General features: G+C 62.0%; 17 protein-coding genes. All 17 read right to left on the reverse strand.

The features are described from left to right. Position 1: 1 nt before the first annotated feature. The 17 genes from ACR1XV_RS19470 to ACR1XV_RS19550 all read right to left on the reverse strand — a co-directional run bounded on the left by ACR1XV_RS19470 (position 2) and on the right by ACR1XV_RS19550 (position 14,834). The gene (locus tag ACR1XV_RS19470) at positions 2 to 1,153 is read right to left on the reverse strand and encodes an aminotransferase class I/II-fold pyridoxal phosphate-dependent enzyme (protein ID WP_480534412.1); all 1,152 of its coding nucleotides are present in this window, start codon (positions 1,151 to 1,153) and stop codon (positions 2 to 4) included. Next, positions 1,146 to 1,895 carry a FadR/GntR family transcriptional regulator gene (locus ACR1XV_RS19475; RefSeq protein ID WP_480534414.1) on the reverse strand — a complete coding sequence of 250 codons (750 nt, stop codon included), beginning with the start codon at positions 1,893 to 1,895 and terminating at the stop codon, positions 1,146 to 1,148. Before ACR1XV_RS19475 ends, ACR1XV_RS19470 begins: the two co-directional genes overlap by 8 nt. Before the next feature lie 148 nt (positions 1,896 to 2,043). Further along, positions 2,044 to 3,114: a helix-turn-helix domain-containing protein gene (locus ACR1XV_RS19480; protein WP_480534416.1), complete on the reverse strand. Its 1,071-nt coding sequence runs from the start codon at positions 3,112 to 3,114 to the stop codon at positions 2,044 to 2,046. 42 nt (positions 3,115 to 3,156) lie between these two features. After that, a complete protein-coding gene (locus tag ACR1XV_RS19485) occupies positions 3,157 to 4,536 on the reverse strand; it encodes a sensor histidine kinase (protein ID WP_480534418.1) in 1,380 nt (459 codons plus the stop codon). Continuing rightward, on the reverse strand, positions 4,488 to 5,633 hold the full coding sequence (metK, locus tag ACR1XV_RS19490) for a methionine adenosyltransferase (protein WP_480534420.1): 1,146 nt from the start codon (positions 5,631 to 5,633) through the stop codon (positions 4,488 to 4,490). Before metK ends, ACR1XV_RS19485 begins: the two co-directional genes overlap by 49 nt. Positions 5,634 to 5,660: 27 nt before the next feature. Further along, positions 5,661 to 6,578 (reverse strand): glycyl-radical enzyme activating protein, encoded by a 918-nt coding sequence (locus ACR1XV_RS19495; protein WP_480534422.1) that lies wholly within the window; start codon positions 6,576 to 6,578, stop codon positions 5,661 to 5,663. A gap of 31 nt (positions 6,579 to 6,609) precedes the next feature. Next, on the reverse strand, positions 6,610 to 6,912 hold the full coding sequence (locus ACR1XV_RS19500; RefSeq protein ID WP_480534424.1) for a BMC domain-containing protein: 303 nt from the start codon (positions 6,910 to 6,912) through the stop codon (positions 6,610 to 6,612). A 31-nt stretch (positions 6,913 to 6,943) separates the two neighbouring features. Beyond that, positions 6,944 to 8,596, reverse strand: coding sequence for an aldehyde dehydrogenase family protein (locus ACR1XV_RS19505; RefSeq protein ID WP_480534426.1), 1,653 nt, complete (start codon positions 8,594 to 8,596; stop codon positions 6,944 to 6,946). Between the two features lie 5 nt (positions 8,597 to 8,601). Then, a complete protein-coding gene (locus ACR1XV_RS19510; RefSeq protein ID WP_480534428.1) occupies positions 8,602 to 9,099 on the reverse strand; it encodes a GlcG/HbpS family heme-binding protein in 498 nt (165 codons plus the stop codon). A gap of 17 nt (positions 9,100 to 9,116) precedes the next feature. After that, the gene (locus ACR1XV_RS19515; protein WP_480534430.1) at positions 9,117 to 9,383 is read right to left on the reverse strand and encodes a EutN/CcmL family microcompartment protein; all 267 of its coding nucleotides are present in this window, start codon (positions 9,381 to 9,383) and stop codon (positions 9,117 to 9,119) included. Positions 9,384 to 9,393: 10 nt separating this feature from the next. Next, positions 9,394 to 10,188: a hypothetical protein gene (locus tag ACR1XV_RS19520; RefSeq protein WP_480534432.1), complete on the reverse strand. Its 795-nt coding sequence runs from the start codon at positions 10,186 to 10,188 to the stop codon at positions 9,394 to 9,396. Beyond that, positions 10,185 to 11,027, reverse strand: coding sequence for an ethanolamine utilization protein EutJ (eutJ, locus tag ACR1XV_RS19525; RefSeq protein ID WP_480534434.1), 843 nt, complete (start codon positions 11,025 to 11,027; stop codon positions 10,185 to 10,187). Before eutJ ends, ACR1XV_RS19520 begins: the two co-directional genes overlap by 4 nt. A 20-nt stretch (positions 11,028 to 11,047) precedes the next feature. Beyond that, a complete protein-coding gene (locus ACR1XV_RS19530) occupies positions 11,048 to 11,725 on the reverse strand; it encodes a phosphate propanoyltransferase (RefSeq protein ID WP_480534436.1) in 678 nt (225 codons plus the stop codon). Between the two features lie 129 nt (positions 11,726 to 11,854). After that, positions 11,855 to 12,457 (reverse strand): BMC domain-containing protein, encoded by a 603-nt coding sequence (locus ACR1XV_RS19535; protein WP_480534438.1) that lies wholly within the window; start codon positions 12,455 to 12,457, stop codon positions 11,855 to 11,857. A gap of 23 nt (positions 12,458 to 12,480) precedes the next feature. After that, positions 12,481 to 13,305, reverse strand: coding sequence for a propanediol utilization microcompartment protein PduB (gene pduB, locus ACR1XV_RS19540; protein WP_480534440.1), 825 nt, complete (start codon positions 13,303 to 13,305; stop codon positions 12,481 to 12,483). A 28-nt stretch (positions 13,306 to 13,333) separates the two neighbouring features. Further along, on the reverse strand, positions 13,334 to 13,627 hold the full coding sequence (gene pduA, locus ACR1XV_RS19545) for a propanediol utilization microcompartment protein PduA (RefSeq protein ID WP_480534442.1): 294 nt from the start codon (positions 13,625 to 13,627) through the stop codon (positions 13,334 to 13,336). An 82-nt stretch (positions 13,628 to 13,709) separates the two neighbouring features. Beyond that, positions 13,710 to 14,834: a 1-propanol dehydrogenase PduQ gene (locus ACR1XV_RS19550; RefSeq protein ID WP_480534444.1), complete on the reverse strand. Its 1,125-nt coding sequence runs from the start codon at positions 14,832 to 14,834 to the stop codon at positions 13,710 to 13,712. Between the last annotated feature and the right edge of the window lie 38 nt (positions 14,835 to 14,872).

The following is a 14,872-nucleotide window of genomic DNA, read 5'->3' on the forward strand; positions in this document are numbered from 1 at the left end:
CTTAAGCGGTGCTTTTTGAAAGCGCGTGCTCGAAATCTGCCCAAAGGTCTTCGACGTCCTCCAGCCCGAGGCTGAGGCGTACAAGGTTCGGCGAGACGCCGAATTTCTGCATTGAGTTTTGTTCCCCCGCCTGTGCCAGCCCAACGCGCGCAGGCAGGATCAGGCTTTCATACCCACCCCAGCTGACACCAAGCCGAAAGATCGAAAGCGCGTCAGCAAAGGCCGGGATATCGACGCTGTCGTCGAATTCCAGAGACATCAGGCCCGAGCGCCCTTTCAGGCCGGGCACGGTATTGGCCCCGGGTGAGTGAATGGCGGTGACCTGCGGCAAGGCTGACAGCCGGTCGACAAAGGTGTTCGCGGTCGCCTCATGCTGGCGCATCCGCGCGGTCAGGGTTCGCAAGCCCCGGGTCAGCAAAAACGCCTCAAACGGGGCCAGTTTGGCCCCCAGCAGCGGCAGGGTCAGATCACGGATGCGGGCGATATTGTCCAGGGAGGAAACAACAATGCCCGCAACCGTGTCCGAGTGCCCCGAGATATATTTCGAGGCTGAGTGGATGACGATATCGATCCCCAAAGAGATCGGGTTTTGAAACACAGGACTGGCCCAGGAGTTATCGATCATGGTCAGCACTCCATGCCGCGCGGCATGCGCGGCAACGCGGCGTAGATCCATCGGGGTAAAGATGACCGAGCTGGGGCTTTCCAGATAGGCGAGCGTGATATCCTTCAGCAGATCGGGATCGTCCTCGAACCGATCCACGGGGTAGTAGTCGATCTGCACCCCAAAGGGCCGCAACACTCGTTCCATGAACCGGTAGGTGTCGGGATAGACATGCTCGACGCAGGCGATCCGGTCCCCGGGTTTGACAAAACCCAGCAGAGTCGAGGAAATCGCCGCCATGCCCGAGGCGAACCCTACGGCGGCCTCACCGCCCTCGGCCTGCGCCATCAGCGTTTCAAAGGCAGCAACGGTCGGGTTCTGTACGCGGGTATAAAGCGCGGTGTCCGACAGCCCGGCCATGCGGTCCTCGAACGCTTTGTAATTGTCGAAGGTGAAAAGCGAGGTCTGTACGATGGGTGGTGTCACGGCCCCCTGCCCGTCATCGGACACGGCGGCCAGCAGGGTGGCAAGATCGCGGGGATCAGACATCTTGCTGCTCCATCACTTGGCGGATTTCATCCTCGACCAGCGCGAGGATTTCTCCCATTAGCCGGGCACCCTCTTCGGCGTTTCCGGCGATCACTGCCTCGGCCAGGGGCAGGTGCAGGGGAATACTGCTTTGGCCTAGATGAGGTTGCCCGAAAGGTGCTTCGTAAACCTCGTTGAACCCTTGCTGGATTTGCAGGATCAACTGCCGGAACAAAGGATTGCCCGATGCCTCGTGCAGAGTGTCATGAAACCTGCGGTCTGCACCGCGCCAGTCTTCGCCAGCCTCATAAGAGGCCATCAGCTCCATCGCGCGGGCCATGATGATGCGTTTTTGCTGCTGGTCCGCATGGTGCGCGGCAAGCCGGACGGTTTCGATCTCAAGGGGACGCCGTACGGCGTGGGTCCGCAGCAGGCTCTCGGCTTCAAGTTTGACCGAAACGGGCAGATGGATCGAATTCGACGCAACCTCAGCCGCCAGCCGGGTGCCGGCCTTCTTGTTGCGCACCACGATGCCCATGTTCTGCCACGAGGTCAGCGCCTCGCGCACCTTGGCGCGGCTAATGCCCAGCTGTTGTGCAATCTCAACTTCGGTCGGCAGTTTGTCCCCGATGGTCAGCCCGTTCGCCTCGATCATCGTCGAGAGGGCATCGATGACATCCTTGCTGGTGCTGCCCCGCGGCAGTTTCTGCAAACCGGCACTAAGCGGTTTCTCTGGTTGAGAGAGGCCGGGGGTCTGTGGCACTGATCGCTGGCTCCGATTCCAAGACTACGGTCAGCGTTGCATATAATGTCGGACAAAAACAAGTATTTTGTCCGACATTATATCATTCGATAAATTATATTAATTTCAAATATATAAATGCCCCACCAGCCAAACGGACCTCGTGGCGTCAATACACCGAAGCAGCCGGTAGCTGCCGCTGTGAAACCTCGCCGCCGTTTCGCCGACGGTATTCAGACGGTGAAATGCCAACCTCTTTCTTGAAGGCCTTGCAGAAATAGTTCGCATCGCTGAATGACAGATCCAGTGCAACATTGCCGATTGGCAGTTTGCTGCGGATCAGAAGCTCTTTGGCCTGCTCGATCCGTCGGTCCTTGACATAGGCGACGAAGGTCGTGCCCGTTTCTTTGTGGAACAGGCGGCTGAGGTAAAAGGGGCTGATACGGGCGAAATCGGCGGCATCCTCGAGCGAGACAAAACGGTGGAGGTTGCGCTGGATGTAGTTCAGCACATGCTCGATATGGTCCGATCCGCGCGCGCCACGGTCGTCGGTAACTTCGAACAGGACATCGACGATGCGATAGGTCAGCTCCTGCACCTGGAAATGGCTGTTCGCATCGACGGATTTCGCATCGAACTGCGCCAGGCACTTTTCTAGCCCGGAAGAGACCTCAAGCTCTCGTGCCTCAAGCAGGGCAAGCAGCGCATCGACATATTCCCGCGCGCCGCGGCGCAGGACGACCCCTTCTTGGGTGAACAGGTCCCGCAGGCTTTCGCGGGCCAGATCGAGGCATCCGCGATAGTCGTCCTGGTCCACCAGACCTGCGATCCGGCCGGCAATCGTCTCGTCGGATTTGACTGGAGCCGGGGTGGCCTGTTCGAGGCACTCAGATACGGCGCGCAGCAGGTCCTGCGTGCGGATGGGCTTGAGCAGGAAATTGTCGGCCTTCAGGTGAATCGCCTCTTTCATGATGTCGAAATGATCATAGGCGGTCAGAATAATGATCTTCGTATTCAACCCCTTGCCCCGGATCATCTGGATCAGTTCAAGGCCATTGGGGCGCGGGATCTTGATATCGACCAGCATCAAATCGATTGGCGTGGTTTCGATCAACTCAACGGCCTCGGCACCGTTGCGGGCAACGCCGACAACGCGGGCATTGTCTATGTTCTGATCAACAATGCGCTGCAGCGCCATGCGCTCAAGCTGCTCGTCTTCAACAATCACGATATCGAACATCTTCCGCGTCTCCTCGCGGGTCCTGTAGCGGCCCGGCTGGTGTCAAATGGTGCTCTGGTCAAAGTCGATGGGCAACCGCAGGCGAACCAGTGTCCCGCGTCCCTTGTGGTGCGGGCTTACAATTTCCAGCCCGTGTTCTTCGCCGTAATAGTGCCGCAAACGGCCATCGATATTGCTGATGCCGATGCTGCGGCGGTTGCCCTCGCCCGCGTTGCCAGCAAGGGCCTGCATCTTTCGTTCATGCGTGATGCCATCGCCATTATCACAGATGTCGACGATGACATTGGTATCGTCCGAGACGACCGAAATCTCGATCAGGCCGCCGCTTTCCTTGGGTTCGATCGCATAGTTGATGCAATTCTCGACAATCGGCTGCAGTACCATGAAGGGGCAGGCGACGTTTTTGACTTCATCGGGGCATTCGAAAGAATAGGTAAAGCGGTCACCCAGACGCACGGTCAGAAGATACAGGTAATTCTGCACATGGTCCAGTTCGGTGCCCAGCGGCACAAAGGGCGAGCCGCTTTTGCGCAGGATGTAACGCATCATGTCCGCAAAGGCCAAAACGGTGCTTTGCGTCTCGTCCGCGCCTTCGATCAGTGCCTGCCGCCCGATGGTGTTGAGGACGTTGAACAGAAAATGCGGATTCACTTGATAGGACAGCGCCTGCAATTCCGCCTCACGCAGCGAACTTTCCAGTTCAGCACGGCGCTTGGATTCCTCCATCAAGCGCAGATTGTTGGTATAAAGCTCTTCCGAGATGCTTTTGTTAAAGCTTTCTTCAACGATATATGACGCGAAGTAATATAGCGAATAGGCCGCCGAGCGCAGACGCTCATAGGTGATTTCGCCGATCTGGCCAAACAGCTCTGACAACGCTTCATCTTCGCGCCAGGCTTCTTCGGTCGGGAAAAGTTCGGACAGATCCATCATGTCCGGGACCCGCTCCCCCGGGGCAAGGGCGACCTGCCCACAGATCGCCGCACCCAGATATTCGCCGCGAATCGAGATCGGTGCCGAGAAATCGACCAGTCCGGCGTGGCACTTGTAGATCGAAGGTTCACCGGTCGACAGGGCGGTTCGGCCACCCACCGCATCGCAATGGAAGCAGCGGTCACGCCACTTAGGGTGCTGCCGGATCATCTGGCAAAACGAGCTGAAGCCGCTGGGCTGGGTAACCGGCTTTCCTTCGGGATCGACCATCACCATGGCCACGCCGACGGCCTTGCTGAAGTGATCCTGAATCTTCTGCAAGGCTTCGACGCTCATCAGTTCGGCCAGCTTGCGCCGCCGGACCTGTGGGCTCAGCATGTCGTCGTCAGAACGTTTCATATTACCGTCTTCGGGCACCGGATCAGCCGGCACCCCCGGGGTCAGCGGCAGACGCTCAGCAAGTCCGAGGTCCGATCCGTCCGCTCCCATGGAAACTCCTCCGATCCACGTCCGAAATGGCCGTAGGTTGCGGTTTTGGCAAAGATCGGTCGCTGCAGGTCCAATGTGTCAATCATCCCCGTGACTGACAGGGGGAAAACATCCCGTATCGCCTGGCACAGAACACCCGTATCCACGCCGCTATCGTCAGGTATATCTACCGCAATCATTTCCGGCATGAATTGACCTATCGCAAATGCGAGCGAAACCTCGCACCGCGTCGCGAGGCCCGCGGCCACCACATTCTTGGCGATATAGCGCGCCATGTAAGCAGCCGTGCGGTCCACTTTGGTCGGGTCCTTGCCCGAAAACGCGCCGCCCCCATGCCGCCCGATGCCGCCATAGGTATCGACCATGATCTTGCGCCCGGTCAGCCCCGTATCCGCCGCCGGGCCACCGCGTACAAAACGCCCGGTGGGGTTGATCAGGACCGGGGTATTCCCCCGCAGCCACGGGCCCAGAACCGGCACCAGCACATGCTCGATCAGGCCTTTGAGTATCTCTTCGTAAGGCACGTCGGGGTGGTGCTGGGTCGACAGCACAAGGCTGGTGATTTCGGCCGGGCGGCCATCCGCGTCGTTGCGGAACGTAAGCTGCGCCTTGCCATCGGGCCGCAGCCACGGCAGCAAGCCCGAATGCCGCGCCGCAGCCAGGGCTTCGGTTATGCGATGGGCATAGTGGATGGCCGCGGGCATCAGCGTCGGCGTCTCGTTGCAGGCGTAGCCGTAGAACACGCCCTGATCCCCCGCCCCCAGCGCCTGTTTCTGGCCGACGCCCCGCGCGATGTCGGGGGACTGGGCCTGCAGATCGGTCAGGATGAAGCAGTTCTTGTCGTCAAAGCCAAGCTCGGGGTCTGTGTAACCGATCCGGCGCAGCACATCGCGCACGACCTGCACGATCTCGACCTCGGCGCGGCTTGTGACCTCGCCTGCGATGTGCAGCGTATTGCCCGAGGCCAGCGCCTCGACCGCGACACGCGCCGCGGGGTCCTGGGCAAGATAAGCGTCCAGGATCGCGTCGGAAATCTGATCGCACACTTTGTCCGGATGACCCTCGGTCACCGATTCAGCACTGGTGAAAACAGCCATTTTGCCCTCCTGCCCGGATTGTCGGACCTACCCGCCTACAACGCAGGTCAGCCCCTTGTTCTCGATCACCTGTACCAGAGGCGCGACATCCGCCGGTTTCATGTCCGGCACGCCGTCCATGGGATAGCGGCGGCCCAGCAGGGCGTATTTGTTCTCGCCATAGCTGTGATAGGGCAGCAGATGCACCGTATCGACATTGGACATATACCCGGCAAAGGTGCCGACGGCCGCGATCGCGCGGACAGTGTCGTTGACGCCGGGGATCACCGGAACGCGCACGACAGTGTCGGTGATGGCCGAAATCCGCAGCGCGTTTTCAAGGATGATGCGGTTGTCGACGCCGGTGTTTGCCACATGCACCTCGGGGTCGATGGATTTGAGGTCAAGCAGCACGTGATCGACATGCGGGATGACATCGGCGACAATCTCGGGGGTGGTGAAGCCCGTGGTTTCCATCGCGGTATCCCAGCCCTGCGACTGGCAGGCCTTGAGCAGTTCGCGCGCAAATACATGCTGCATCAGCGGCTCGCCGCCCGACAGGGTCACGCCGCCGCCCGAGCGGCGATATTGCGTCGCGTCCTTGCGCAGCTCTTTCATCACCTGCTCGACGGTCATCTTGCGGCCGGACATGGTCAGCGCGTCGGTCGGGCAAACCTCGGTGCATTTGCTGCAATTGGTGCAGCGGTCGCGGTCGACAAAGCCGGGATTGGCACGCGACAGCGCCTGCACCGGGCAAACCGGAATGCATGCGCCGCATTTGATGCAGCTTGCATCCCGATACATCAGCTGCGGTTCAACCGCCTGCGATTCGGGGTTGGAACACCATTTGCACCGCAGCGGACAGCCCTTGAGAAAAACGATTGTGCGGACACCGGGCCCGTCGTGCAGGGAGTATCGCTGGATGTCAAAGACCGTGCCTTCGCACTCAAGATCTATCTCGCTCATTTTTCTTGTCCTTACTGATGGGCCGCTGGCGTCAGAAACCGGTCGGCGGCACCGCTTCGATGGCCTCCATGGCCGAGCGGACCGCCGAGGTCTCGCCCAGGATGGCAAGCGTTGTGGTGGTCTGGGGGCATGTGCCGTACAGTTCGACGGGCAGCACATCCGCCGATTTCTGCGCCAGATCGGCATAGTAAAACAGATCCGGGACCGAGGTTTGGATCATGCCGATGGCAGAGATCGGATGCTCTTGCACCCATTTGCGTGAATTGGGGGCGACGCGGCGCTGAAGCATGTCCAGCACACCGCTGTCGGGGGCATTAATAATCCGAGTGTTCATGACGGGTCTCCCACTGGGGGTTTCTATTCGCTCAGCGCACGTTCAGCGCCTCGACCATCACGCAGCGGCGTTTGCGCGCAAAGGATCTGGCCGAGGTCAGGCCCTCGCCGGTCGGGCCAGCGATGGTGAAGGTGTTGTAGCCTTCGCCCCCGACACCGATGCCCGCGTATGAGGGGCCGTTTTTGACAAAGATCGTGGTCTGGATCAGCTTGGCCATCCGCGTCAGCTTGCGCACGTTGGTCGAGTGCATCATCGCCGTGTGGCGGTTGCCATGTTCAAGCTCGACGGCCAGGTCGATCGCCTCGTCCACGCAGGCGGCGCGCACGACCGGCAGGATCGGCATCATCAATTCTTCCTGCACGAAGGGATGGTCTTTCTGCGCTTCGATCAGGATCAGCTTGATGTCGTCGCCAACGGTCAGGCCAACTTCGGCCAGCAGATGCCGGGCGCTTTTGCCGACGCAATCGGTGGCCGGGCCGCCCTTGTCGTTCAGCACGCGTTGTTCCAGCTTGGCGATAACCGTCGGGTCCGAGATCAGCAGCGCGCCGCAGGTCTGCATCCGTGCAACCAGCGCGTCGGCGACCTGATCCACGACGATCAGCTCTTTCTCGGCGATGCAGGGCAGGTTGTTGTCAAAGCTCGCGCCGTTGACGATGTCCTGCGCCGCCTTGTCCAGATCGGCGGTCTCGTCCACCACGACGGGCGGGTTGCCCGCGCCAGCGCCAATGGCCTTCTTGCCGGAGGACATGACCATATTCACGATGCCCGGGCCGCCGGTGGCCACCAGCATACGAACGTCGGGGTGGTTCATCATGGCCTTGGTCGCCTCGATCGACGGTTTCTGAACCGTGACGATCAGGTTTTCCGGCGCCCCCAGCGCGGCCAGCTTGCGGTTCAGCAGCTTGATCAGCAACAGCGACACCTTGGCAGCCCGCGGGTGCACGCTGAAGACAACGGCGTTGCCAGACGCCAGCATCCCGATCCCGTTGCTGATGATCGTCTCGGTGGGGTTCGTGGTCGGAGTGATCGCACCGATCACGCCATAGGGCGAGTATTCAACGATGGTCAGCCCGCCGTCACCGCTCTGCGCATCGGTGGTCAGGTCTTCGATGCCCGGAGTTTTTTCGGCGGCCAGACGGTTCTTGATCAGCTTGTGGGCAGCGTTGCCCATGCCGGTTTCCTCGGCGGCCATGCAGGCCAGACGGTTCAGGATCGCGGGTTCCAACACCACCTCGCGGATGCCATCCACGAATTTGCGGCGCGCTTCCATCGAACACAGACGGTATTGCCGCTGCGCCAGATGCGCGGCGTCGATTGCGGCGTCCATGGTTTCGAACACACCGTCTCCCGGCGCGGTGAACCCGATTTGCGAGATCGCTTCGAAATCGCTGGCGGTGCTTTCCGCGGACGGCAGGTCATCGTCGTCCAGCTTGTCGCTGAGCGCCTTGGCCAGAACGCCCGAAACCATCGCATCGGTGGCGTCGACCTTGGGCTTGGCCCGCTGCCAGCAGCAGCGTTTGGATCCCGGCACATAAGCCGGAGACATAGGCTCGTCAGCCCCCGGGTGCTGATCGTTCAGCAGCTCTGCAACCACTGTGGCCTCAAGCTCGGGGATCTCGGGAGCGGAATTTCCGTAACCGGCAAGCACCTGGTCCACGGTGGCGGCGATATCAAGGTCTTTCATGATGTTTACTCCGTTTTCGGGACCGGGCCCGTCTGTTCGAAACGCCCGCGCAAGGCGTGGCGTGCAATGTCGATGTCCTGTGCGACGGTGCCGCCGCTGATGCCGATGGCCCCGCAGGGCGCGGCGGTGCGGCCAAAGGGCAGGCCTCCGCCAAAGATGACCACATGCCCGGCCAGATTGGTCTCGATACCGGGCAGCATGGCACCGGGTTGCGCCAGTTGGCCCAGCGTATCGGTGCCCACGCGGAAGGCGGCGGCAGTCCAGGCCTTGTCGGTGGCCAGACCGGCGCTGGCGGGCAGGCTGCCCTCCATCCGGTGAAACAGGATCTGGGTGCCTTCGCTGTTTGCAACCGAGATGCAGACCGGCACCCCGATCTCGTCCGCCCGCCGCGCGGCGCGCTCGGCCAGGGCCTGCGCTTCGATCAGCGTGACGTCACCGGTCGGACGCTCACGTGCGGCCAGTTCGGTGGTCAGCAGGCGGTCGATGATCTCGGCGGTTTGCATGTCCCTCGTCCCCGTTCTCAGTGGGTCTCCACGGTGTCGACGATGCCGACGATCGTGGCGTCCGATACGGAACCATCAAGCTGACCGGCCATGCGCGCTGCGCTGCCGGTGGACACGATGACGATCTCGCCATGCCCTGCCCCGACGGTGTCGACGGCAATCTCGGTGCCGCCGCTGGGTTCCTGTTGTTGGTTCAGGCGTTCCACGATCAGCAGTTTCGATCCCGAAAGGCTGGGGTCCTTGCTGGTGGAAACCACCGTTCCTATTGCGCGTGCCAGATGCATATCCTGTTCCTCACTCTCGAATGAGCCGCACGTTGCGGGCCCGCAATTCTTCTGCCGCAAGCGGCGTGACCAATACGTCTGATGCCAGATGCAACGATCCACCCGAAACGGCCTTGGCCTCGCCCCAGCCAAACACATGACGTTCGGTGGGTCTTGGCGCAGTCACGGATACGGGCGCAGGCGCGACCGGTTTCGGTGCCCCGGATACGGCGGCGGCTATTTGCGAGGCCCACACCAGTTCCACGCCAAGCGCGCTCATCTTCTCAAGATGGCGGGTCAGCATGGCGCTGTAGGCCGGCGTTCCCGACCATCCGCGGGCGATGCGGTCGCGGCTTTGCGGGCAGCACCCGTCGCGGGCCGCGATGGTCCGCTTGCCCCGTTCCAGTGCACCGGCCAGCAGGCCCGGCAGGGCGCTGTCGGTTAGCCCGCCCGAAACCCGAGCCGCCAGAGGCAGGCTCAGGTTTGGCACCAGGACGAGATTGTTACGCAGCAGGCAGTCATCAATGTCTTTGGGCGACAAGGCGACGTCCGAAGGCGCAGCCAGTTCGTTACCGCCTGCCAGTTCTTTCAGTTGGGCCGGGTCGATCAGGCTGCCGCCGTCGACCGAGCGCCGGATTTCCAGCCGCCAGCCGGTCGCGCACAGGCGCGCCAACGAGGCAACCGCGGGCCGCAGTCCAAGATCGGTGCCCGACAGCAGGACCAGAGCCGACCGTTCGCGGGCGCGCAGACGCTCGACAATACGGTCCGACAGAACGTCCCGAAGGGCTTTCTCGAACAGATGCGAAAAGTCCCGCCCGATGGTCATGCCGCTTCTCCCTCTGCCGGGAACATGGCGATGCCAAGCGGAGTCACCAGCAGCGGCTCGACAGGTTTGACCACCTGCTTGCCGGTCTGGTTGGCGAAGGCGCCCGCGAACTCGCTGAACGCGCAGGCCCCGCCGACCACGTGGATCGTCGAAATCTGAGGATAGCCGACCAGCGCGTCATTCACGATTGAGGCCATCTTGTCGACCACGGGCCGCACCAGCGCAAACACGTCGCGCTCGTGATCCGAGTCGAGTTTTTCTGCCTCGGCCTCGGCAAAGGTGATCCGGCGGGCACCGGCCAGAACCAGCGTCATATGCGTGCCGCCGGTTGCCTCGTCCAATGACTCGATCACTTCGCCGTCGCGCAATACGCTGATGCCGGTGGTTCCGCCGCCCATATCGACGACGGCACCGTCTTTCAACTGCAGGAACCGTGCGGCCGCTGTGGGCTCATCGACGATCTCGGCCAGTTCGAAATCGGCGGCCTCGACAACGTTGCCGATCGCCTTGCAACTGCCGGGGTGGATGCCCGGAGGGATCGCCGCCGCCGCGCGTGTCAGCGGGCGACCAATGCGTTCCTCAAGCTCTTCTTTCATGTTCCGAACGGCCTGAACGGCGCCCATATAGTCGACGACGATGCCGTCGCGGACAACACTGGACCGATGGGTCACACCCGCCACCGGGCGGTTCTGTCCATCAACGACAGCCAGAACAAGGTTCGCGGTCCCAAGGTCGACACCGACCTTCAGCGGACCGTCGGCCCATTGCTCGGCGGGCGCAACGGACCGGAACCGGATCAGCCCGGCGAATTCCCGTAATGTCAACTCCGTGCTCTGCATTTCCGCCTCCTGCCCCGCTCTTAGATGTTCACAATCCGAACGAGGTCATTGTTTTTGATTCCAAGCCCGTTTGCCTCTTCCACGTCGATATGCATCTCAAGTTCAGAAGCTTCAGCGACGCGGATAGCGACGTGGTGCAGCACACCGCCGCGCTCGCCATCGACCAGCACGTCAATCTCATCCCCGTTGGCCAGACCCAGCGTGGCTGCGGCGGCGGGGGGCATATGGATGTGGCGCTGAGCGATGATCAGGCCGTTTTTACGCTTGACCACGCCATGCGGGCCGACGATCGCGACCCCGGGCGAACCCTTGGTCTCGCCCGACATGCGCATCGGCGGGTGGATGCCAAGCACAAAGCCATCAGCCTTTGAAATCTCGACCTGCGTTTCCTTGCGCAGCGGGCCAAGAACGCGGACACGGCCCAGCTCGCCCTTGGGGCCGCGCAGGGTCACGGTTTCCTCGGCGGCATATTGGCCCGGCTGTTTCGAGGCCTTCCGACGGGTCAGAACTGATCCGGGGCCAAAGAGCGTGTCCATATCCTGCCGGGACAGGTGGATGTGCCGGTTCGAAACGCCGACGGGGACCAGGGCAGGATCGGTGCCCGCGCCGTCGCCGGGGACAACTTGCAACGCGGCGAGGTGCCCCTGTTCGAGCAACTCGGTGACGATCCGGTCAATCAGGGTGTTTGTAGCTGCCATCGTACTGTCCTGTGTGTATCTGTTTCCGGGAAAATCCGATCAGGGCCACTGGGCCGAAACCGGCAACCGGCCCGGGCCGGTCTGGGGAAAGGGCCGCCGCGGATCGCGCCCGCGGCGGCCACCGTTTCACTATGACGTCGGTTCGGGCTTGCGGCCCTGGCGCGTTGATGTCTTCCCGCTGTGCTCGGGTTTCTTGATCGGGGACGTGCTCGTCGCTGCCTTGGCCGGTGCGGTTTTTTTGGCCGGCGTCACTTCAACGGATTTCTTCGGGGCCGCGGGCGCTGCCTTGGTGGCTGCGTCCACAGCAGGCTTCGGCGCGGGCTTTGCAGCCGCCGGAGCCGGTTTTGCCGGTGCGGGCTTGGGCTTTTCAGCGACCGGGGCCGCTTTGACCGGTTCGGGTTTCGGCGCAGGCTTTGGTTTTGCCTCTACCGGTTCCTCGGGCCGCCCAATGGTGTCGACACTTCCTACAAGTGCATCAAGTCCCAGGCCGGGGCGGGCGATGATATTGGTGGCGACGACCCGGTTGACCCGGCTCGCGGCCATTTCACCAGCGGCCACCGCCGCCTTCACCGCTCCGACCTCGCCAAGAAACTTGACGGTCGTCATGCCCGCACCCTTGGCAAATTCGTAGCCTACGAGCTCGACATTCGCCGCTTTGACGGCGGCATCCGCAGCCTCGACCGCAGCGACCAGTCCGATGGTTTCGATCAATCCCAAGCTTTGCTGTGGCATGACGGTTCTCCTTGTTCAGGCGATCAAATGTAGGGCTTGGTCACGGATGCCAGCGGAGCCGGATCCAGAGTGCCCAAGAGCTGCTTGCCGACGTCGCGTGCAGCCTGGATCGACTGACGCACGGCGCCCGAGTCTCCGCTGAAGGTGAAGATCACCTCGTTGGAGAAGCTGGTGCCTTTGGCCGGCGAGGCATAGCCCACCGATTCCACTGTCGCGGCTTTTGCGGCAGTATCGGCCATCATCACGCCGATCGCGGCAGGCGCGCCAACGGTGATACCGAAGGCCTGACCGATCGGTGCACCGAACGCTTTGTTCAGCGCATAGCTGGCGCGGGCGGTGTACTGGAATTCCAGGTGGCCTGCGGCCGAGCCGTAGACGTCGCCGAAAGTGCGTTCCAGTTCGCTCAGCGTGACCTCGACGGCGCGGCGGGCGTCCGAGACGTCCTGAGCACCGAACAGGATCAAGCAGCCGTGGCCTGCGCCACCTTCGGTGTCGCGTGCCAGTTCGATCAGCACGACTTCGCTGTTGGTGGCCTTGACGGCTTCGTCAGCAGCAAAGATGTGCGGGCCTGCGCCGGTCCGTGCACCGATGATCCCGATCGAGCGGAATTTCTTATCGATGCCCATTTGCTCGTGCAGCAGCGGGTCGACATTGGCGATCACCATACCGATGGTGTTGCCGATGCCGGTGCCGACGAACTCGGTCAGCGCGCATGTGGGCACTGCCTTGGGTGCAGGAGCCTCAGCCTTGGCGGCTTTGGGAGCTTCGGGGGTGGCGGGGGTGGCGGATTCGCCACCCATCTTGCGCAGTACATCCCCCATCAGTTGTTCGACAAGATCGTCTTTCATGACGAATCCTCCTTTGTCAGATCAGGGATTATTCGGCGGCAACTGCTGCGGGGTGCGGCAGAATGCGCTCGACTTCGGTGTGGGGACGTGGGATGACGTGGACGGATGCCACGGTGCCGACTTTCTCAGCGGCGACTGCGCCCGCATCGGTTGCGGCTTTGACCGCGCCGACATCACCACGCACCATCACGGTGACCAGCCCCGAGCCGATTTTTTCGTACCCGACCATGTTTACGTTGGCAGATTTGACCATTGCGTCTGCAGCTTCGATTGCGCCGACCAGACCTTTGGTTTCGACCATTCCAAGTGCTTCCTGTTGCATCGTATTCTCCTTGCTCACGATGTTCCGGTTGTCAGTAAATTGGGTGTTCGTCTTGGTGTTTCCTGCGTTTCAACATCCTCCCTCACTCATGTCCGGCCAGACGGATAAGCAGTGCTTCCAGCTCATCCCGGGTCGGGCTTCGTGGGTTGCTGGCCGTGCAGGCATCAGCCAGGGCGGCCGCCGCGATCTCTGATCTCAGGCGGTTGAATTCGTGCAGGTCTGTTCCCATCGCAGCCAGCGTTGCCGGGATGCCGAAATGGGCGTTCAGACCTTCGATGGCGCGGGTCAGCGCGCGGACACCGGCACGCGGGCTGGGCACATCCAGGCCGATCCGGCGAGCGATGCGGGCATAGCGCCGCGCGGTCGCGGGGTGTTCTGCGTTCCACGCGATGACAAAGGGCAACAGCATGGCGTTGGTGCGACCGTGCACCATATGCAATTTCGCCCCCAGCGCGTGCGCCAGACCGTGATTGATGCCAAGACCCGCATTGGTAAAGGCAAGACCCGCCAGGCACGAGCTTTGGTGCATGGCATCGCGGGCTTCCATGTCCTCGCCATTGTCATAGGCGCGGGCAAGGTAGGCAAAAGCAAGCTCAAGCGACTTCTCGGCGCAGGCATCGCTGAAATGGGTGGCGCCGGTCGAGACGACGGCCTCGATGGCGTGGGTGATGACATCCATGCCGGTGTCGGCGGTCACTTTGGCGGGGGCCGAGCGGACAAATTCGGGGTCCAGCAGGGCCAGATCGGGCACTAGATCGTTCGAGATCAGCGGGAACTTGCGTCCGCGCGCCGGGTCGGACACGACCGAAAAGGCGGTGACTTCGGAACCTGTGCCGCTGGTGGTGGGGATGGCGATCAACTGGATCTTGCGGCCCGCGTCTTTCTCGCGCAGGACGGCCAGAATGGCCTTGGCCGCGTCGATGGGCGAACCGCCGCCCAGACCGATGATGGCATCCGGATGGAAGTCTGTGAACAGGCGGGCACCGGCGGCAACCGTATCCAGCGGGGATTCGGGCACGGCTTCGTCAAAGACCCGCAGGTCGCAGCCTTCAAGGAAACCGCGAACCCGGTCCAGCGCACCGGAGGTCGCCATGAAAGCGTCCGTCACGATGCCGACCCGCAGGCCGCGGAAATCTTGCAGGCGCTCCAGCAAGCCCGGGCCAAAGACGATCTCGGTCTTGGGGAAGAAACTTTGATAGCGGGTCATCGTCAAACCTGTTCGGTTGGGTGAATTCTGTAAGCTGC

The organism is Ruegeria sp. AD2(2025) (assembly GCF_056542385.1).